Origin of the sequence: Ruegeria meonggei, assembly GCF_042768335.1 — a bacterium.
GTDB lineage: Bacteria > Pseudomonadota > Alphaproteobacteria > Rhodobacterales > Rhodobacteraceae > Ruegeria > Ruegeria meonggei.
Window position 1 is genome coordinate 1,788,290 of the sequence record NZ_JAXHBT010000001.1, and the last position, 18,702, is coordinate 1,806,991.

The 18,702-nt window shown below is 58.2% G+C and carries 15 protein-coding genes, 1 tRNA gene and 1 pseudogene; 9 read left to right on the forward strand and 8 right to left on the reverse strand.

Going from position 1 to position 18,702, the window contains the following annotated elements:
* The first annotated feature begins 8 nt into the window (after window positions 1-8).
* From SJY13_RS08805 to SJY13_RS08830, 6 genes and pseudogenes are all read left to right on the forward strand, one after another.
* The gene (locus tag SJY13_RS08805) at window positions 9-362 is read left to right on the forward strand and encodes a hypothetical protein (RefSeq protein WP_377190198.1); all 354 of its coding nucleotides are present in this window, start codon (window positions 9-11) and stop codon (window positions 360-362) included.
* Between the two features lie 125 nt (window positions 363-487).
* Window positions 488-2,075, forward strand: a pseudogene (locus SJY13_RS08810) (ABC transporter substrate-binding protein).
* Between the two features lie 15 nt (window positions 2,076-2,090).
* Window positions 2,091-3,047 carry an ABC transporter permease gene (locus SJY13_RS08815; RefSeq protein WP_085821316.1) on the forward strand — a complete coding sequence of 319 codons (957 nt, stop codon included), beginning with the start codon at window positions 2,091-2,093 and terminating at the stop codon, window positions 3,045-3,047.
* Window positions 3,047-3,862 carry an ABC transporter permease gene (locus tag SJY13_RS08820; protein ID WP_085821593.1) on the forward strand — a complete coding sequence of 272 codons (816 nt, stop codon included), beginning with the start codon at window positions 3,047-3,049 and terminating at the stop codon, window positions 3,860-3,862. The genes SJY13_RS08815 and SJY13_RS08820 overlap by 1 nt, the downstream gene beginning before the upstream one ends.
* Window positions 3,859-5,496 carry an ABC transporter ATP-binding protein gene (locus SJY13_RS08825; protein WP_377190201.1) on the forward strand — a complete coding sequence of 546 codons (1,638 nt, stop codon included), beginning with the start codon at window positions 3,859-3,861 and terminating at the stop codon, window positions 5,494-5,496. The genes SJY13_RS08820 and SJY13_RS08825 overlap by 4 nt, the downstream gene beginning before the upstream one ends.
* Window positions 5,497-5,640: 144 nt before the next feature.
* Window positions 5,641-6,477 (forward strand): alkaline phosphatase family protein, encoded by an 837-nt coding sequence (locus tag SJY13_RS08830; protein WP_377190203.1) that lies wholly within the window; start codon window positions 5,641-5,643, stop codon window positions 6,475-6,477.
* Between the two features lie 4 nt (window positions 6,478-6,481).
* Here SJY13_RS08830 and SJY13_RS08835 read toward each other — a convergent pair whose 3' ends face one another.
* The 8 genes from SJY13_RS08835 to SJY13_RS08870 all read right to left on the reverse strand — a co-directional run bounded on the left by SJY13_RS08835 (window position 6,482) and on the right by SJY13_RS08870 (window position 15,380).
* Complete coding sequence (locus SJY13_RS08835) at window positions 6,482-7,405, reverse strand: alpha/beta hydrolase (protein ID WP_377190205.1); 924 nt, start codon at window positions 7,403-7,405, stop codon at window positions 6,482-6,484.
* A 12-nt stretch (window positions 7,406-7,417) separates the two neighbouring features.
* Entirely contained in the window at window positions 7,418-9,307 is a 1,890-nt protein-coding gene (locus SJY13_RS08840) for an acyl-CoA synthetase (RefSeq protein ID WP_377193593.1), read from the reverse strand.
* Window positions 9,308-9,461: 154 nt separating this feature from the next.
* The gene (locus SJY13_RS08845; protein ID WP_377190207.1) at window positions 9,462-11,282 is read right to left on the reverse strand and encodes an ABC transporter transmembrane domain-containing protein; all 1,821 of its coding nucleotides are present in this window, start codon (window positions 11,280-11,282) and stop codon (window positions 9,462-9,464) included.
* 129 nt (window positions 11,283-11,411) lie between these two features.
* A tRNA-Gly gene (locus SJY13_RS08850) sits at window positions 11,412-11,486 on the reverse strand.
* A gap of 101 nt (window positions 11,487-11,587) precedes the next feature.
* Window positions 11,588-12,724, reverse strand: coding sequence for an N-acetylglucosamine-6-phosphate deacetylase (gene nagA / locus SJY13_RS08855; RefSeq protein WP_377190209.1), 1,137 nt, complete (start codon window positions 12,722-12,724; stop codon window positions 11,588-11,590).
* Window positions 12,721-13,749 (reverse strand): SIS domain-containing protein, encoded by a 1,029-nt coding sequence (locus SJY13_RS08860; protein ID WP_377190211.1) that lies wholly within the window; start codon window positions 13,747-13,749, stop codon window positions 12,721-12,723. The genes nagA and SJY13_RS08860 overlap by 4 nt, the downstream gene beginning before the upstream one ends.
* A gap of 19 nt (window positions 13,750-13,768) precedes the next feature.
* The gene (locus tag SJY13_RS08865) at window positions 13,769-14,518 is read right to left on the reverse strand and encodes a GntR family transcriptional regulator (protein ID WP_377190213.1); all 750 of its coding nucleotides are present in this window, start codon (window positions 14,516-14,518) and stop codon (window positions 13,769-13,771) included.
* Window positions 14,505-15,380 (reverse strand): BadF/BadG/BcrA/BcrD ATPase family protein, encoded by an 876-nt coding sequence (locus tag SJY13_RS08870; RefSeq protein ID WP_377190215.1) that lies wholly within the window; start codon window positions 15,378-15,380, stop codon window positions 14,505-14,507. The genes SJY13_RS08865 and SJY13_RS08870 overlap by 14 nt, the downstream gene beginning before the upstream one ends.
* Before the next feature lie 167 nt (window positions 15,381-15,547).
* Between SJY13_RS08870 and SJY13_RS08875 the strand changes: the two genes are divergently transcribed.
* The 3 genes from SJY13_RS08875 (at window position 15,548) to SJY13_RS08885 (ending at window position 18,693) form a co-directional block, all read left to right on the forward strand.
* Window positions 15,548-16,435, forward strand: a complete 888-nt coding sequence (locus tag SJY13_RS08875) for an N-acetylmuramic acid 6-phosphate etherase (protein ID WP_377190217.1) — start codon at window positions 15,548-15,550, stop codon at window positions 16,433-16,435.
* Window positions 16,436-16,459: 24 nt separating this feature from the next.
* Complete coding sequence (locus SJY13_RS08880) at window positions 16,460-17,713, forward strand: ABC transporter substrate-binding protein (RefSeq protein WP_377190219.1); 1,254 nt, start codon at window positions 16,460-16,462, stop codon at window positions 17,711-17,713.
* 65 nt (window positions 17,714-17,778) lie between these two features.
* Window positions 17,779-18,693 (forward strand): carbohydrate ABC transporter permease, encoded by a 915-nt coding sequence (locus tag SJY13_RS08885; RefSeq protein ID WP_085821328.1) that lies wholly within the window; start codon window positions 17,779-17,781, stop codon window positions 18,691-18,693.
* Window positions 18,694-18,702: the final 9 nt, after the last annotated feature.

An 18,702-nucleotide genomic window follows, 5' to 3' on the forward strand; every position in this document is an offset into this window, starting at 1 on the left:
GTACTGCGATGACGCGACCCTCCAATGCGCTGCCAGATATTGAAGCACAACCAGACATCGGTATCACGATGCCCGATAACTGCCGGTTGTCCGCAAGAGATTTGCGTCCCCTGGATGCCGCAGGCGATCCTGCCGCCGCTAGTCTCGAATATTCACCTAATCGCAAACGCGACGACACCCGCAATTCCTGCTGGACGCAAGAATTGAGTCGGAACGGCATCAAACTGCGAACTGAAACCTCCTGCCAGATACGGCCGGATCGGGAAAACTTGTTCCTGAAGGCAAAAATAAATGCCTTTAAAGACGAAACCTTGGTAATTTCCAAACCAACGGAGGATTCCGCACCTCGCAACCAGATGTAATTCTCGCGCGCGTTTGGGGCAGACTTTTGCTCTTGCCCGCCAGATAGAAATGCGCCTAGTTTGACTCATGCGTCAATAAAAAGCCTGAAAAAGGCCACCAAAACAATCCACAGGGAGAATTCTTGATGAACGAACAACTCACTCACATGACCAAACAGGTCACGGCCGGCAAGCTGACCCGCCGCGAATTCATGGGCAAAGCAGCGGCTTTAGGTGTTTCCGCAGCGATGGCCAGCACCATGTTCGCAGGCGCTGCACGCGCCGCAGGCCCGAAGAAGGGTGGCGATCTGAAGTTCGGCCTACAGGGCGGTGAATCAACCAACTCACTGGACCCGGCAACCTATGCAAGCTCGGTTCCGTTTCAGAACGGCAAACAGTTTGGTGACCAACTGGTCGAAGTGGCACCTGACGGCACGATCGAACCCCGCCTGGCCGAAAGCGTCGAAGGCAGTGCCGATGCTAAGGTCTGGACCTTCAAACTGCGTCAAGGCGTCGAGTTCCACAACGGCAAGACCATGACCAGCGAAGACGTGCTGAAAACCATGGAGCGCCATTCGAACGAAGATTCGAAATCCGGTGCTTTGGGTATCATGAAGGGCATCGAGTTCGATGAAGGCCGATGGTGACAATTTTCAGGTCACCCTGACCGAGCCAAACGCGGACCTTCCGTATCTGATGGCCGACTACCACCTGATCGTTCAGCCCGACGGTGGCATGGAAGATCCGGGCGCGGGCATCGGTACCGGTCCGTATCAGGTGGAAGTCAACGAACCGGGCGTTCGCCATGTATACAAGAAATTTGCCAACCACTGGAACCCGGATTTCGGCAACTTCGACAGCGTCGAAGTGATTGTGATCAATGACGCAACTGCACGTACCGCTGCACTGCAATCCGGTCAGGTTCACGCGGTCAACCGGGTTGAGCCCAAGGTTGCCGATCTGCTGGGTCGAGCGCCAAACCTGACTGTGCATTCAACTGCAGGCCGTGGACACTATGTCTTTATCATGCATTGCGACACAGCACCGTTCGACAACAACGAACTGCGCCTGGCCCTGAAACATGCGATCAACCGTCAGGATCTGGTCGACAAAGTTCTGCGCGGCTACGGCACGATTGGCAATGACATGCCGATCAACGCGGCTTACCCGTTGTTTGACGGGTCTATCCCGCAGCGTGAGTTCAGCGTCGAAAAAGCGGCAGAGCATTACAAAAAATCCGGCCATGACGGATCACCAATCATTCTACAGGTCGCTGATGGCGCCTTCCCCGGTGCTGTGGACGCGGCCGCGTTGTTCCAGCAAACCGCTGCTCAGGCCGGTATCCCGCTGGAAATCAAACGCGAACCCAATGACGGTTACTGGTCCGAAGTTTGGAACGTACAGCCGTTCTGTGCCTCATACTGGGGTGGCCGTCCGGTACAGGACCAGATGTATTCGACCGCGTATCTGTCGACCGCAGACTGGAACGACACCCGTTTTAAGGTTCCGGCCTTTGACGAGATGCTGTTCCAAGCCCGCGCCGAACTGGACAACGACAAGCGCAAGGACATCTATAGCCAGATGGGTCAGATGGTCCGCAACGAAGGCGGCGTGATCTGCCCGATGTTCAACGATTTTGTCGAAGGCGTCAGCAACCAGCTGGAAGGCTGGGAAAGTGACCCGACACAAGAGATGATGAACGGCAACATGTCGCGCAAGATGTGGTTCTCCTGATAGGGCCCACGGTTAATGCATCCTATCATCAAATTGGTTTCCCAGCGCCTGGCGCTGGGACTCCTATTGCTGTTTGGCGCTTCGGCCCTGATTTTTGGTCTGACTGAAGCCCTGCCCGGAGACGCCGCGCAAGCCGTCCTGGGACAGTCCGCAACTCCTGAAGCACTTGCAAACCTGCGTGAGGAAATGGGGCTGAACCGCCCTGCCCTGACACGTTATTTCGATTGGCTGGGGGGGATCGTTCAGGGTGATCTTGGCAAGTCGTTGACCAACAAGCTCGACATTGCTGATAGCATCGGGAAACGGCTTGGCAACACGTTGTTCCTGGCCAGTGTCGCAGCGATTGTGTCTGTTCCGCTTGCGATCTTTCTTGGCTTGCTTGCCGTCCGGTTCCGCAACCGCTGGCCGGACAAGCTGATTTCGGCCATCACACTTACGACGGTTTCGATTCCCGAATTCCTGATCGGCTACGTTCTTGTCTACTTTATCTCGGTCAAACTGGGCTGGTTTTCATCCCTTGCCATGGTCAACGATTCCATGTCCATCGGCCAGAAGCTGTACGCCGTTGCCCTACCGGCATTTGTTCTGACACTTGTGGTGTTGGCTCAGATGATGCGCATGACCCGCGCTGCAATTTTGAACCTTATGCAATCGGCCTATATCGAAACGGCAGAATTGAAAGGTCTGTCGACCTTTCAGGTCATCGCCCGACATGCTTTCCCCAATGCGATTTCACCCATCGTGAATGTCGTAATGCTGAACCTCGCCTATCTGGTGGTTGGCGTCGTCGTGGTTGAGGTCGTGTTTGTTTACCCCGGCATGGGCCAATACCTGGTGGATGCCGTAACCAAACGTGACGTACCGGTGGTTCTGGCCTGCGGCGTTGTTTTCGCAGCCGTGTATATCGGCCTGAACATGGTGGCTGATATCGTATCAATCGTTGCGAACCCAAGATTGAGGCATCCGAAATGATGAAGAACCTTCCTATTTCGGCAGCCATTGGTCTGTTTTTCACTGGTGCCTACTTCTTTGTGGCGTTCACCGCCCCCCTGATTGCCCCCTACGGGATGGCTGAAGTGGTCGGAGACGTATGGGAACCTTCCAGTGCCCAACACCTTCTTGGAACCGACAATATCGGGCGTGACCTGCTGACCCGCATGATCTATGGCGGGCGCACGACGATCTTCATCGCTGCCGCCGCCACCTTGCTGAGCTTTCTGACCGGCACTTCGCTTGGCCTGCTGGCCGCGGTTCTGGGCGGTTGGGCGGATCAGGCGCTTAGCCGTACGGTCGATCTGATTATGTCGATCCCCACCCTGATCCTTGCGTTGGTTATTCTGGCGATTGTTCCCGTAACCGTTCCGATCCTGATCCTGGTGATGGGCTTCCTGGACGCAACCCGCCCTTACCGGCTGTCACGATCTGTCGCCGTGGACATCAATGTGATGGACTATGTTGAGGCCGCCAAACTGCGCGGCGAAGGACGTATGTGGGTTATCTTCCGGGAAATCCTGCCCAACGCGCTGTCACCGCTTGTGGCCGAGTTCGGGCTGCGGTTCATTTTCATGGTGTTGTTTATCTCGACCCTGTCTTTCCTGGGTCTGGGCGTTCAGCCGCCGCTGGCGGACTGGGGCGGCATCGTGAAGGAAAACAAGGACGGCATTGTCTATGGCATCGGCGCGGCGCTTTACCCCGCTGTCGCCATTGCAACGCTCGCAATCTCGGTCAACCTTGTGGCTGACTGGGTCCTGAACCGAACCACTTCGCTGAAAGGAGGCCGGGGATGAGTGATACCCTTCTCAAGGTCCGCGACCTCAAGATCGGAGCGACCGTTTATCCGCCGGGTGAAAAACCCCATGACATTGAAATCGTGCACGGGGTCAGCTTTGACCTTGAACGCGGTAAGGTGCTGGGGTTGATCGGTGAATCCGGGGCTGGCAAATCCACCATCGGTCTGGCCTCGATGGCCTATGGCCGCGGTGGTGTCGAACTCACGGGCGGAGAGGTCTGGGTCAACGGGCGCGATATCCTGAAGACCCCACATGGTGATATCCGCAATCTGCGTGGGGGTGAGGTTGCCTATGTCTCGCAATCTGCTGCCGCGTCGTTCAACCCGGCCAAGAAGATTATGGATCAGGTTGTCGAAGCCGCAGTCGAGCACAAGAAGTTCAGCCGAAAAGAGGCCGAAGGCCGGGCGCGGGACTTGTTCGCCAAGCTGGGTTTGCCCGATCCGGACAATATCGGAGAGCGTTATCCGCACCAGGTCTCGGGTGGTCAGTTACAGCGTTGCATGACAGCGCTGGCGCTGTGTCCCGAGCCAGACCTGGTGGTTTTCGATGAACCCACGACGGCGCTGGATGTGACCACGCAGATCGACGTTCTGATGGCCATCAAAGAAGCCATTCGCGACACCGGCGTTGCTGCGCTTTATATCACGCATGATCTGGCCGTGGTGGCGCAAGTGAGCGATGACATTATGGTGCTGCGGATGGGTGATACTGTCGAATACGGCAGCACCGATCAGATCATCAACAACCCGCAAGAGGAATACACTCAGGCGCTCGTCTCGGTACGATCTATCGAGCATGAAGAGAAACAGCCCACACCGGAACCGGTGCTTAGCGTCGAGGGCATCACCGCGCGCTACAAGGGGCTTAACTTTGACGTGCTGCACAACGTCAATGTTGACCTGCATCCGGGGCAGACTCTGGCTGTTGTCGGCGAGTCCGGGTCGGGCAAGTCCACTCTTGCACGGGTCATCACCGGGCTGTTGCCCCCGCGCGATGGTGAGATCACCTTTGCCGGGCGCAAGCTGTCGTCCAGTCTGGCGGGGCGCAGCCGTGAAGATCTGCGCGAGCTGCAGATGATCTATCAGATGGCGGATGTGGCCATGAACCCGCGCCAAACTGTCGGGACGATCATCGGGCGCCCGCTGGAGTTCTACTTCAATATGCGCGGCGCAGAAAAGCGTAAGCGGGTCATCGAATTGCTGGATGAGATCGAACTGGGCGAAAAATACATGGATCGCTATCCAGCAGAGCTTTCCGGTGGCCAGAAACAGCGCGTTTGTATTGCGCGCTCGCTGGCGGCCAAGCCCAAGATGATCATCTGTGATGAGGTCACCTCGGCGCTCGATCCGCTGGTGGCGGACGGTATCCTCAAATTGCTGCTGGATCTGCAGAAGATTGAGAATGTTGCCTATCTGTTCATCACCCACGATCTGGCAACGGTGCGTGCCATCAGCGACAGCATCGCCGTGATGTATCAGGGACGCGTAGTCCGCTATGGCTCCAAGTCCGAGGTGCTGAGCCCGCCCTTTGACGACTATACCGACCTGCTGCTCAGTTCTGTGCCCGAGATGCACCTGGGCTGGTTGGAAGAAGTTGTTGCCCACCGCAAAATGGAAAGTGCCGGGAACTGATTCCGGCATATTCCGCACCTTTCTGAAATCCCGGCGCTTGTCATAAACACGTGTCGGGATTTTGTTTTTTACGACGGGAACAGGCGGCCTCGGGGCAACGAATCTCTTAAGGTCACAGGAACCATTCAACAAAGGGGTCAGGGCATGGACCGCAAGCTGCTGCTTATCATTCTGGACGGCGTTCCGTGGCGCAATTTCCGCCGGTTGTTCGGCAATCTCGAAGGCTGGGTCGATAGTGGCGAGGCGCGGGTCTGGAAACTGCGTGCGGGTCTGCCTTCAACCTCGGCCAGTTGCTATGCGTCGATTCATACCGGGGTCACCCCGCAGGAACATGGCTGCACCGGCAATGGCAACGTCTTTCGGCTGAGCCACAAGGACGTCTTTAGCCAGGTACGCGAGGCGGGCGGCGTGACCGGGGCGGTCGCCCACAGTTTCTGGTCGCAATTCTTCAACCGTCACCCGTTCGATTACGTGCGTGACGTGGAATATGACGAACCGGACAGCAAGACCATCAACCACGGCCGGTTCCACACCATGACGGGCTATGGCAAGGCCAATCAAATGACGCCCTGTGATGTGGACCTTTTCGCGACGCTGACCAACATATGCCTGCGGTTCGGTTTGGATTATGGGTTGTTGCACACCAGCACGCTGGACAGCATGGGTCACAGGTTCTTTCACGACTGCGAGGAAATGGACCACGCCTGTTTCGTCATGGACGAGATGCTGGCCCCCTTCATCCCGCGCTGGCGGCAATTGGGGTATGAGGTCATAGTGACTGCCGACCACGGCCAGGACGAGCGTGGTCACCATGGCGGCCGCGGTGCGCTGCAACAGGAAACGGCGTTGTATTACTTCGGTGATGCCGAGGGTCCAGAGGCCGATACTGTAATTGACCAGCTCCAACTTGCACCCACAATCTTGGACCGGACAGGCGCACCGGTGGCTGCAACGATGACTGCGCAGCCGTTCCTCAAGTGAGTTATCAGTCGTAGGGCCAGATGCTCTGACCCAGGGCCTCAACCGCGACCGAGATGCGTTCGAAACTGTCGGCGGCGCGTTTTACGCTGGTGCGTGCGCGCAGGTATCCGTGCACAAGGCCCGGCTCATTGATCCAATGCGCCTGCCCGCCGGCTGCTGTGATCTGCTCGCAATAAATCGCCCCGTCATCGCGCAACGGGTCGCAATCCGCGGTCACAACCACAGTCGGCGGCAGCTCTGAGAAATCCGTGTCGTGCAACGGCGCAAAGGCTGGATCGTCTTGCGGCGCCTCACCCCCACATCGTAACTTTTCGTAGAAAAGTATCTCTTCCCGCGTTAACAGCGGCGCGTGGGCGTGTTCGACATAGGAACCTTTCGAAGCGTCCCCACCCAACCCGGGATAGATCAGGACTTGTCCCAGGACGTTTTCCAACCTGCCCCGCCCATGCTGTGCAATGGCGGCCGCAAGGTTACCTCCAGCGCTGTCACCGACCAGAACCAGCGGGTCAGCGAATTCCCCGATCACCCAGTTCGTAGCGGTCCAGCTGTCCTGAAACTGGGCCGGATGCAGATGGTCCGGGCACAGTCGATAATCCACCGCCACCACCCGGTACCCGGTTTGCGCGCAAAGCTCTGCACAGACATCGTCGTGGCTGTCCAGCCCGCCAACGACGAAACCGCCGCCATGGAAATAGACGACGGTTCGTGTTGGGTCTCCTGCGGTGTAAACCCGGACAGGTACGCCATCAGCGGACCTGTCCTGTGTATCCACCGCCATTGGGCGGGGTTGGCGAAAGTCGCGGCACATCGCGTCATACACGCGACGCTGATCTTCGATCGAGAGATCAACGGCGTCCTCAGGATAGCTTTCAGCCGTGCGTCTTATGAACGCCCACGTTTCTTCATCGATCAGGCGTTCATAATCCATGTCCCCTCCTGGTCAGGCAGCCCGTTCCCATTGCTGAGTAAAGGCACCCAGCACGCTGTTAACATCCTCATCAGTCGCACCGTTGGGGTCAAGCTGTGCAACCAGTCCACGCTTTTTGTCGTCCACCACTGATACAACACGCGCGGCGCTGCCCGATTTTTCCAAAGCTTCGTTGTAAATTCGGATGATCGCGTCTTTGCGCAGATCCGGCTTAAAGACTTTGCCGACCGCAGTCTTGGGCAGTTCGTCCAGGATTGTCAGGTGCTTTGGATGGGCGGCCCGCTCGTGGATATGAACCGAGCAATACTCTTTGAGCTCTGCTTCGGTAACCGAGGCACCGTCGATCAGTTCGACATAGACGCATGGTACCTCGCCCGCATGGGCGTCTGGCTGACCGATTGCACCAGCAAAGGCAACCGCGCTATGACCCAGCAGCGCTTCTTCGATCTCGGCAGGGTCAATGTTGTGGCCACCGCGGATGATCAGGTCTTTGGCGCGACCAGTGATCCACAGGTACCCGTCTTCATCAAACCGACCAAGATCTCCTGACCGCAGGTATGTGTCGAAGTGGTACAGGTCTTTGTTTTTGTCGACCTCGGTATAGGTGTGCCCTTCGAAAACACCAGGGTTCGAGATGCAGATTTCGCCGATCTGATCGACACCGCATTCCTTGGGACCTTCGGGGCTGTCCAGCAGGATTTTGACATCCGTGTAAGGCAGCGGGATACCAACCGAACCGACCTTTTTATCGCCGTCAACGGGATTGCAGGAAACCAGACAAGTGGCTTCGGTCATGCCGTAGCCTTCGACGATTTCTACACCGGTTGCCTCTTCGAAGCGACGGAACAGTTCCAGCGGCAGTGGGGCCGAACCAGAGAACGCATTCTTGACGCTTGAGATATCCGCATCGACCGGGCGCTGCATGGTGGCCGAGATCGCCGTTGGAACAGTGATGATGAACGAGACCTTCCAGCGCTCGATCAGCTTCCAGAAGTTGTCGAAGACACCGTCGCCGCGATAACCGGCGGGCGTCGGGAACACCACATGCGCGCCTGACTGCACAGCAGCCATCACGATCACATGGCAGGCAAAGACGTGGAACAGGGGAAGCGGGCAGATCACCGTGTCCTCTGCACCGAACATCAGGGTGCCACCCAGCCAAGCATTATACATCATGCCGGAATATTTGTGCTGCGCGACTTTGGGCATGCCAGTCGTGCCGCCGGTGTGGAAATAACAGGCGACGCGATCTTCCTTGCTGTCCTCGAAAGCAAGGGTCGTCGGTTGTTTGGCTAGTTCGCGGTTAAAGCTTTTGTAGTCCGCGTGGGCCAGATGTTCCTTGTCGGCCATCTTGGGACGCACAAACGGAACGATCCATGATTTCGGCGGGGTCAGATACCGATTCAGGTCAATCTCAAGAACAGTGTTGACGCTGGGTGCATGGCGAACGGCTTCAGCCACTTTCTGAGCCACATCGGTTTTCGGGAAGGGTTTCAGTGTGACCACAACCTTGGCGCCGGTTTCCCGCAGGATGGCGGCGATCTGCTCGGGCTCCAGCAATGGGTTGATCGGGTTTACGATCCCGGCAACTGCACCACCCATCATTGTGATCAGCGTCTCGTTGGAGTTTGGCAGGACATAGGCCACCACATCCTTTTCGCCAACACCCAGCGAACGGAACAGGTTTGCTGCCTGCGTGACCTCGTCCAGCAGCTGTGACCAGGTCAGCGTTTCTGCCGGATCGGTTGGGCCTGACATCAGCTGAAAGCTGGCGGCCGCGTTATTCGGATACTTTTTCGCTGTGCGCGTCAAAAGCTGGTGGAAGGTAACGGGGACGTCCCGATCTTCCCACGACATTTCCTGTTCTAGTTTCGCCTTGTCTTCTATTCCCGCAAAGGCCATTTCGGCTCCTCCCTGTTCGTCTCCCGTGTCACGCACAGGTTTTCCCATACAGGATGGAAGCAAAACCGCGCGCGTGCAAGCAAGGGCTTAGTGGCAGTGCAGTGCTGGGGGTAGAATAACGCTACGGCGGTACGAAAGTTGCCCCTGCGTCACCTCATTCTGCCGCCATGCCGTCAGTGAACTGAAGCCGGGCCAATCGAGCGTACAGCCCGTCTTGCGCCACCAGATCGTCATGGGTGCCCTGTGCCACGATCTGGCCGTCCTCTAACACGACAATCCGATCCGCCTTTTTCACCGTCGCCAGCCGGTGTGCAACGATCAGCGTGGTACGCCCGGCCCGCATCTGATCGACGGCACCCTGCACAGCACGTTCGCTTTCGGCATCCAGTGCTGAGGTCGCCTCGTCCAGCAGCAAAACCGGCGCGTCCCGCAGGATCGCACGTGCAATGGCGATGCGTTGTTTTTGACCACCCGACAGCATCACGCCCCGCTCGCCGACAAAGCTGTCATATCCGTCTGGCAAGGCCGAGACAAAATCATGGGCCGCGGCGGCGCGAGCGGCGACTTCGACCTCGGCATCAGACGCGTCCAGACGGCCGAAGCGGATGTTTTCACGTGCAGAAGCTGCAAAGATAACCGGGTCCTGCGGAACCAACGCCATATGAGATCGAAAGTCCGCCCGGTCGATGTCACGCAAATCCATCCCGTCCAGGCGTACTTGCCCGGATTCGGGGTCGTAGAACCGCTGAATCAACTGAATAACAGTGGTTTTGCCTGCCCCTGACGGGCCTACGAAAGCCACGGTTTCACCGGGGCTGACCTGCAAGCTCAGATGATCCAGCGCCACGACACCAGGCCGCGCGGGATACCGGAACGTCACATCATCAAAGCGGATCTCTCCGCGTACCGGGGTCGGCAAGGTCTGCGCCTTTGTGGGGTCGGTCACGGTGTCCTCGGCGTTCAGCAATTCGACCAAGCGTTCTGTGGCACCTGCTGCGCGCTGCAACTCGCTCCAGATCTCAGAAAGGGCGGCGACCGATCCGGACATTATGATGGAATAGATCACGAACTGAATCAGGACCCCTTCGGTCATCAGCCCGTTGCGTACGTCATTCGCACCCATCCACAACACGCCAACGATCCCTGAGAACACCAGGAAAATCACGATAACCGTCAGCACCGCGCGGGTCTGAATGCGCCGCAGCGACACGACATATGACGTCTCAGTCATGTCACCAAACTGTGTGCGGCTGGCCTGTTCGTGGGTAAAGGCCTGTACGGTCTGGACCGCGCCCAGCGCCTCACCCGCGTTGCCGGATGAGGCGGCGATCCAGTCCTGATTTTCACGGCTGATCACGCGCAAACGCCGCCCCAACACAAGAATTGGAACAATGACCAATGGTATAAGCAACAGCACCATACCCGTGAGCTTGGCCGAGGTCAGCAGCATCAGAACCAACCCGCCGATGAACATCAACAAGTTGCGCAATGCGATCGAGACCGAAGAACCCAGGACCGATTGGATCAGCGTGGTATCGGTTGTAATCCGGCTGAGCACCTCGCCGGTCATGATGCGTTCGTAAAACTCGGGGCTCATTCCGATGACACGGTCGAACACGGCTTTGCGGATATCTGCCACAACGCGTTCGCCCAGCCGGGTCACCAGCGCATAACGGATACCGGTTCCCACCGCCAGAATCGCAGCAATGCCCAGCGCGGCCAGAAAGTACCAATCGAGCAATTCGCCGTCTTCGATACGAAAGTTGTCAACCACGCGACGCACCGCCAGCGGTAGGGTCAATGTCATGCTGGCCGTCAACACCAGTGCCAGCGTGGCGCCCAACATCAACAGCCGATAGGGTTTCATAAAGGGCCACAGTGAGGCCAGCACGCCCACTTTTCTTGACCGGGCGCGTTCTTCGCTGGCACCGGGCGCGGGTTTGTTTGCTGGACTGGCGGGAGCGGATCTTGCCATGTCTGGCCCTTATATCGTGTTCGTACCTGAGTGATCGCTTCTAGTCGGCAGCAAGACACCGGGTCAAGCAAGCTGGCACGGTTTGACGACCCAAATGGGCTATTTGACGCATATCTAAGGGGCTGATTTTGGAGCGGGCGGCGGGAATCGAACCCGCTTCATCAGCTTGGAAGGCTGAGGTAATAGCCAGTATACGACGCCCGCTCAGCGGAGGTCGGTTTATGCGATGCGACTAGTGCCGTCAAGCGCCGTTCGACCCCGAAAATCAATTTCGCAGCAAGGAGTTTGGGGCATCAGTGGTACGGCTAGCCCAACGCAGGCAACCAGTCGCACGCGTCCAGATCGGCCGAAATGCGAATCATCGCATCATACCGCAGCGGCTGCGATCCCGACTGCCCGATCAATTGGCCCGGATAGGTGGTCGCGGCGGCCAGCGCATCCTGCAGCGGTACGCCGACCTGAGTGACCAGAACCTGGATCGCAGTTGTCAGATCAAGGTCCGCCCCAGCCAGCGTCCCGTCATCAAGCGTCAGCCGCCCGTCTGTTCGCGTGATCCGCCGGCCCTCCAGCTCGAACTCGGTCCGATCTGTACCGGCCACGGCCATGGCATCGCTAACCAAAAAGATCTGTCCCGGTGCGGTTTTCGCGGCCCAGGCTGCGCGAATGACTTCGGGGTGAACATGGATACTGTCGGCGATCAGACCAGCCGACAAACTGCCATTGGCCAGGGCAGATCCAACCAGTCCCGGTTCGCGGTTTCCAAGCTGGCTCATGGCGTTGAACAGATGCGTCACGCAGCGCGCGCCGGCTGCAGCATAATGCTGACAGGTGGCAAAATCCGCGTTGCTATGGCCCAACGAGACCAGAACACCGGCTTCGAACAAGCTGCGGACCTGTTCTTTCGTAACCGCTTCGGGTGCGAGGGTAACTTTGAGACAAGGCAACTCAGCTGCCGCGGCGATCAGCGCTTCAAGATCCGAAACCTGCATCGGGCGGATCAAATCCGCATCATGCGCACCCTTTCTCTCAACCGACAGGTGTGGCCCTTCCAGATGCAGGCCCGCGACACCCTGTACGCCGTCCCGAACGGCCTGTATTGCAGCCTCAACCGCCGCGCGGGTTTTTTCGGGCGTATCTGTGATCAGCGTTGGCAACAGGGATACCACGCCCAGCTTGCGATGCGCCCCGGCGATGCGCCGGATCGTCGCGACAGAGGGATCATCGTTGAACATCACCCCGTCGCCGCCGTTGACCTGCAGATCGACGTACCCGGGGCTGATGATATCGCCGTTCAGGTCGATAACCTGCCCTTCGTTGCGCACCTGATCGTCAGGAACCAAAGCAGCCAATGCGCCTTCGCGAAAGACGATCGCTTGGCCGAACTGCAAACGCGTACCGTCGAACAAGGTCCCGTTTCGGAAAGTCACAACACCTGAGGTCATACCGTCTCCGTCACCTTCTTGAGGTGGCGCGGGGCGTCAGGGTCGATCCCGCGCGCGCCCGCCACTGCCTCGACCATACTGTAGAACGACGTGATGGTCGCAACGGGATCGGTCAGCCAATGGCCCGTGCGCGCCACAGGCAACACCTGCGCGCGGGTCACTTTGTCCGTCGCTGCAAACACCGTCGCCCCCTTGCCTGCCAGAGCGTCGGCGGCTTCGGCTGTTGTCTGTTCCGCCGCGTCTCTGGCCGCAAAAACGATCGTTGGGAACCCGTCTTCAACAATCGAAACCGGGCCGTGCAGCACTTCGGCCGCTGAAAAGCTTTCGGCGTGAATCTGGCAGGTTTCCTTGATCTTCAGCGCGGCCTCGTTCGACATCGCATACGACGGCCCACGCCCCAAGGTAAACAACGACCGTCCCGTGATCGTCTCGGCCGCTGCGGACCAGTCGCATGTTGCGGCTCTGGCCAAACAACCCGGCAACGCGTGGATCGCGCCGATCAGTTCATTATCCCCTTTGACTTCTGCCAGCAGCCACAATCCCGACACCAAAGATGTGACAAAAGTTTTGGTCGCGGCCACACTCAGCTCTGGTCCGGCATGCAGGGGCAGAACGGCATCTGTCACCTCGGACAGGCGTGAGTTGGTGTTGTTGGTGATCGCAACGGTTACGCCTCCTGAGGATCTCAGCGACCGGGTCATGCCCACAATATCCGGGCTTTGACCAGATTGAGATATGGACAGGCACAGAGCGCCCTTGGCTTGCAAATCAACACCATAAATCGAATTGACCGACGGCCCGACCGAAGCAACGGGCAGGTTTAAGAAAAGCTCACTGGCGTATTTCAGATAGGTGCAGGCGTGGTCAGACGACCCCCGCGCAACAGTAATCAAAAACCGGGGATCGGCTTGTTTCACCATCTGTGCTGCCGCCTGGATCCCCGGCGCGCCCTGGCTTAACAACCTGTCAACGGCATCAGGGATTTCCAGGATTTCCTGGCGCATTTTCGAAGTTCGTTCGGACATGAAGTTCCGGCCTTTCCGGTTACAACCGCAATTCAGCGACAAAATCATAGGCATCGCCGCGATAAAGGGACCGGGTCAGTTCCGCGACCCGCCCGTTTTTTAGGAATGAGATACGTTCGATATTCAACCCGGCCGCCCCTTCGGGAACGTCCAGCAAATCAGCTTCGCGCGCCGCCAGGTTCAGCGCTGATATCTTTTGAAGCGCCCGCACGGGCCGCCGCCCCAACCGATCCAGCACCTCATAGAGCGAGGTGGTCACTGCAATCGGGTTCGGCAGGATATCCAACGGCAACGCAGCACGTTCCAACGCCAATGGCCGCCCGTCAGCTTCACGCAGGCGATAGATGCGGGAAATCTGCTCGCCCTCTTTCAGGCTTAGCGCTGCAATCTCCTCGGGGGTCGCCGCAAATACACCACGTTCAAGCCATTTGGACGCGGTCTGCATGCCGCGGCTCGACATATCTTCGGTGAACGAGGTCAGATGTTTCAGCGATTGCTCCACCCGCGGCACCGGTTGCCGGATGAATGAACCAGACCCCTGGCGTTGTTCGATGACACCTTCGTGAACCAGTTCCTGTATCGCCTTGCGCACGGTGACGCGCGACAGATCGGTGATCTCTACCAATTCCCGTTCCGACGGCAGGGAGGAATTCGGGGGCAGGACACCGGTATCTATCCCTTCTTGTAGCCTGCGCCGCAGTTGGACGTAGCGCGGTCCGTTTTCCGGGGTCAGCCAGCTCTCTGCGCGCAGGAAATCACTGATGCTCATGTCGGACCTCCTTTGCCAGGGCCAGCGCGCCGGTCAGCGGCTCACCCAGTGACGGGCGTATGACTGATTGCATCTCGGTCGGCAGGTAGTTCGCATAGTGCGCCGCTATTCCGCCGGTCAGACAGACCGCTTGACCGGGTTGCCATCGCAGTTTCCGGGCGGTTCCGGCGATGTAGTCTGCGCTGTCCTGCAGGATGCCCCGGGCCACGGGGTCACTATTTTTGGCGGCAGATGTCACCGAAGGGGCAAGCGCGCCAAACTGTGCGGGCGTGGCGGATCCCGCGAACCGAACAATTCCGGCAGGCCCTTGCAGGTCTGCCAACAGCTTTTGCGTCAAGGCCGTTTCGGCTTGTGTCCCGTCATAGGTGCAAAGTGTTTCAGACAAAGCCCGGCGGCCTACCCATTGGGCCGACGCCTCATCCCCAAGAACAGATCCCCAGCCCCCGGCAAACCGCATCGCGCCATTTGTCTGTACCGCCAAAAACGAGCCTGTCCCGCAATGGGCGATCAACCCATCCCGCGCACCCAAAGCACCACGCACGGCGGCGGGCCGATCATCGTTGATCCGCGCGCAAGCCAGCCCCAAGGCATCTCGCAATCGTCCGGCAATCTCATTATCCGTGACACCCGCCAACCCGACGAAGGCAGGCCATGTCACCATCTGCTGAACCGCAATCCCTACTGTGCGAGAGATTTCCATCATACCCGCCCGAATTTGGGTCAGGGCACCGTCGAAATCACTTGAGACATTGGCCGCGCCGGTTTCAGCGCAATGGACAATACCATCAACCTCACAGGCGACACGGCACCGCGTTCCACCGCCGTCCACCGCCAAAATCGCATTATTCCGAGACTCAGTCATGACAATACCATTATAATACCTATTCACTTCAGGAAAGGCCAAAAAGAACCAAATACCGCCTATATATGCGAATTACACCGCAAATCTCGGTGTTTACATGGAAAAAAGAAAATTGTGGACAGGTGGTATTAGATAGGTATTGTAAAGGGAACACATGGGGGATTCTCTTGACGCTGCCGTCAACCGAACAATTGCACGATGATGCAGACCTGCTGAACCGGGGCGACCTGGTCAGCTCAGCCCGAATTCTGGCCGCCGGCCAGATCGCTGCATCCAAAGCCGCGCTTGACGCGGCCGAGAGCATCGCGGCCGGTGCAAAAGCGATGGCCAACACAATTCGTGAGGGCGGTGTTCTTCACTATGCCGCCGCAGGATCGTCCGGGTTGATGGCAGCAGCTGATGCGCAGGAATTGGGTGGCACATTTTCGATCCCGACGGCTCAGCTGCGAATCCATATGGCTGGTGGGTTGCCGACCGGGGCTGAGATGCCGGGCGGTGTCGAGGATGCTGATGACGGGCTGCAGGATGCGCTTGGCTTCGTGCAGGCCCGTGACACGGTGATCACCGTGTCGGCCAGCGGCTCGACCCCCTACACACTGACAGCCAGCCGCCTTGCACGCGCTCATGGAGCAACCGTGATCGGGATTGCCAACAACGCGGGCAGCCCGTTGCTGCAAGACGCCGACATTCCCATTCTGCTGGCCACGCCACCCGAGCTGATCTCGGGATCAACACGCATGGGGGCCGGAACGGCGCAGAAAATCGCGATGAACATGCTATCCTCGCTGATGGCGGTTGAGCTTGGGCATGTGCACAGCGGCATGATGGTCAACCTGCGTGCCGATAACGACAAGTTGCGGGCCCGCGCCACTGGAATTGTCGCCCGTATCGCAAAAGTCGACATGACCAAGGCGCAGGATGCGCTGGATAAATCCAAAGGAGAGGTCAAGCCCGCCATACTGATCGCGGCCCAAGACCTGTCTCTGAAACACGCGACGGCACGCCTGCAAGCCACCGACGGAATACTGAATGCTGCTCTGGCGCAAGAGACCTAAATGCAAACCAAACGGGAGAGAACAATGACGTACAGAAGCCTGAAACTGGCCTTACTGGGTACCACCCTGATGGCGACCAGCGCCCTTGCCGAGGACGTGACGCTGACCATCGAAAGCTGGCGCAATGACGACCTGACGCTGTGGCAGGACCAAATCATACCGGCCTTCGAGGCCACACACCCTGGCATCAAGGTTCAGTTCACCCCCTCTGCCCCAGCCGAATACAATGCTGTTCTGAATTCGAAGCTGGACGCCGGATCAGCCGGCGACTTGATCACCTGCCGCCCGTTTGACGCCTCGCTGGCACTGTACGAGGCTGGTCACCTGACCGATTTGTCATCGGTTGAAGCGATGAGCAATTTCTCGGACGTGGCGAAATCGGCGTGGCAGACGGATGACGGATCAGCCAGCTTCTGTGTGCCGATGGCGTCGGTGATCCATGGCTTTATCTACAACAAAGACGCCTTTGCCGAACTGGGTATCGAAGTTCCCACCACCGAGGACGAATTCTTTGCCGCGCTCGACAAGATCCGCGACGACGGCACCTATGTCCCGATGGCGATGGGCACCAACGACCAGTGGGAAGCGGCCACGATGGGTTACAACAACATTGGCCCGAACTATTGGAAAGGTGAGGAAGGTCGTCAGGCGCTGATCGCTGGTGAGCAGAAGCTGACCGACGAGGCCTGGACTGCCCCCTTTGCCACACTGGCTCGCTGGGGTGAGTATCTGGGCGACGGTTACGAGGCGCAGACCTATCCTGACAGCCAGAACATCTTCACTCTGGGCCGTGCCGCCGTCTATCCGGCTGGATCGTGGGAAATCTCGGGCTTTAACGCGCAGGCCGATTTCGAAATGGGTGCCTTCAAGCCGCCGGTTCAGGACGCGGGCGACACCTGCTATATTTCGGATCACACGGATATCGGCATCGGCATGAACGCCGCCACCGAAAACCCCGAAGCAGCTGAGACCTTCCTGTCCTGGGTCGCAAGCCCCGAGTTTGCCGAAATCTTCGGTAACGCCCTGCCCGGCTTCTTCCCGTTGTCGAACACACCGGTCGACCTGCAGGACCCGCTGGCCAAGGAAATCGTCGGCTGGCGTGATGAATGTGAATCGACGATCCGCTCGACTTATCAGATCCTGTCGCGCGGCACGCCGAACCTGGAAAACGATACCTGGGGCGCATCTGTGGCGGCCATCAAGGGCGCAAAATCCCCCGAGGAACTGGGCGCTGAGCTGCAGGAAGGCCTCGCCTCCTGGTACGCTCCGCACCAGTAAACTGAAAGATACCCGGGCGGTTGCGATCGCCCGGGTACCTCTGACCCTCCTATGAAAGCTGTCCCATGAACCGCCCCCGCATCCGCTGGCATATCGTCGTGTTCCTTGCACCGGCCGTTCTTGTCTATACGGCGGTGATGATCTTTCCGCTGTTCAACACGCTGCGCCTGGCACTGTTCACCGAAGTTGATCAGACCCGCGTATACGTGGGATTGCAAAACTTTCGGACGCTGTTTTTTGACCCGATCTGGTCTGAACAGTTCTGGAACGCCCTGGGCAACAACTTTTGGTTTTTCCTGGTCCATATGCTGGTGCAAAATCCCATCGGCATTGCGCTGGCGGCCCTTCTCAGCCATCCAAGCCTGCGGTTTGCGGCGCTATATCGGTCAGCGATCTTCATTCCTACAATCCTGAGTTTTGTGATCGTGGGTTTTGCCTGGAAGCTGATCCTGTCCCCCATCTGGGGCATCGCGCCATCGATGCTGGATGCGGTTGGTTTGAAGTCGCTGTTCGCGCCGTGGCTGGGCAAAGAGGAATACGCGTTGACCACGCTGGCGCTTATCTCGGTCTGGCAGTTTGTCGGCATCCCGATGATGCTAATCTATGCCGCCCTGCTGACCATCCCCGAAGAAATTCTGGAAGCTGGTGAGATTGACGGGATCACCGGGGCGTCCGCCTTCTGGAAGATCAAACTGCCGCTGATCCTGCCCTCGATCGGGATCATCTCCATCCTGACTTTCGTGGGTAATTTCAATGCGTTTGACCTGATCTATGCGTCGCAAGGCGCGCTGGCGGGGCCCGATTTTTCGACCGATATTCTGGGGACGTTCATGTATCGCACCTTCTTTGGCTTTCAGCTGCAACTGGGCGATCCGCATATGGGATCGGCCATCGCCGGGGCCATGTTTGCCATCATCCTTGTGGGCGTATGCATCTATCTGTTTGGCATACAAACCCGCATGCGCCGGTATCAGATGTGAGGGCAAAAC

What these genes read in the sequence shown, in the direction of transcription:
- SJY13_RS08805 (WP_377190198.1), top strand. Translation starts at nt 9, where the DNA reads ATGACGCGACCCTCCAATGCGCTGCCAGATATTGAAGCACAACCAGAC.
- SJY13_RS08815 (WP_085821316.1), top strand. Translation starts at nt 2,091, where the DNA reads ATGCATCCTATCATCAAATTGGTTTCCCAGCGCCTGGCGCTGGGACTC.
- SJY13_RS08820 (WP_085821593.1), top strand. Translation starts at nt 3,047, where the DNA reads ATGAAGAACCTTCCTATTTCGGCAGCCATTGGTCTGTTTTTCACTGGT.
- SJY13_RS08825 (WP_377190201.1), top strand. Translation starts at nt 3,859, where the DNA reads ATGAGTGATACCCTTCTCAAGGTCCGCGACCTCAAGATCGGAGCGACC.
- SJY13_RS08830 (WP_377190203.1), top strand. Translation starts at nt 5,641, where the DNA reads ATGGACCGCAAGCTGCTGCTTATCATTCTGGACGGCGTTCCGTGGCGC.
- SJY13_RS08835 (WP_377190205.1), bottom strand. Translation starts at nt 7,405, where the DNA reads ATGGATTATGAACGCCTGATCGATGAAGAAACGTGGGCGTTCATAAGA.
- SJY13_RS08840 (WP_377193593.1), bottom strand. Translation starts at nt 9,307, where the DNA reads ATGGCCTTTGCGGGAATAGAAGACAAGGCGAAACTAGAACAGGAAATG.
- SJY13_RS08845 (WP_377190207.1), bottom strand. Translation starts at nt 11,282, where the DNA reads ATGGCAAGATCCGCTCCCGCCAGTCCAGCAAACAAACCCGCGCCCGGT.
- nagA (WP_377190209.1), bottom strand. Translation starts at nt 12,724, where the DNA reads ATGACCTCAGGTGTTGTGACTTTCCGAAACGGGACCTTGTTCGACGGT.
- SJY13_RS08860 (WP_377190211.1), bottom strand. Translation starts at nt 13,749, where the DNA reads ATGTCCGAACGAACTTCGAAAATGCGCCAGGAAATCCTGGAAATCCCT.
- SJY13_RS08865 (WP_377190213.1), bottom strand. Translation starts at nt 14,518, where the DNA reads ATGAGCATCAGTGATTTCCTGCGCGCAGAGAGCTGGCTGACCCCGGAA.
- SJY13_RS08870 (WP_377190215.1), bottom strand. Translation starts at nt 15,380, where the DNA reads ATGACTGAGTCTCGGAATAATGCGATTTTGGCGGTGGACGGCGGTGGA.
- SJY13_RS08880 (WP_377190219.1), top strand. Translation starts at nt 16,460, where the DNA reads ATGACGTACAGAAGCCTGAAACTGGCCTTACTGGGTACCACCCTGATG.
- SJY13_RS08885 (WP_085821328.1), top strand. Translation starts at nt 17,779, where the DNA reads ATGAACCGCCCCCGCATCCGCTGGCATATCGTCGTGTTCCTTGCACCG.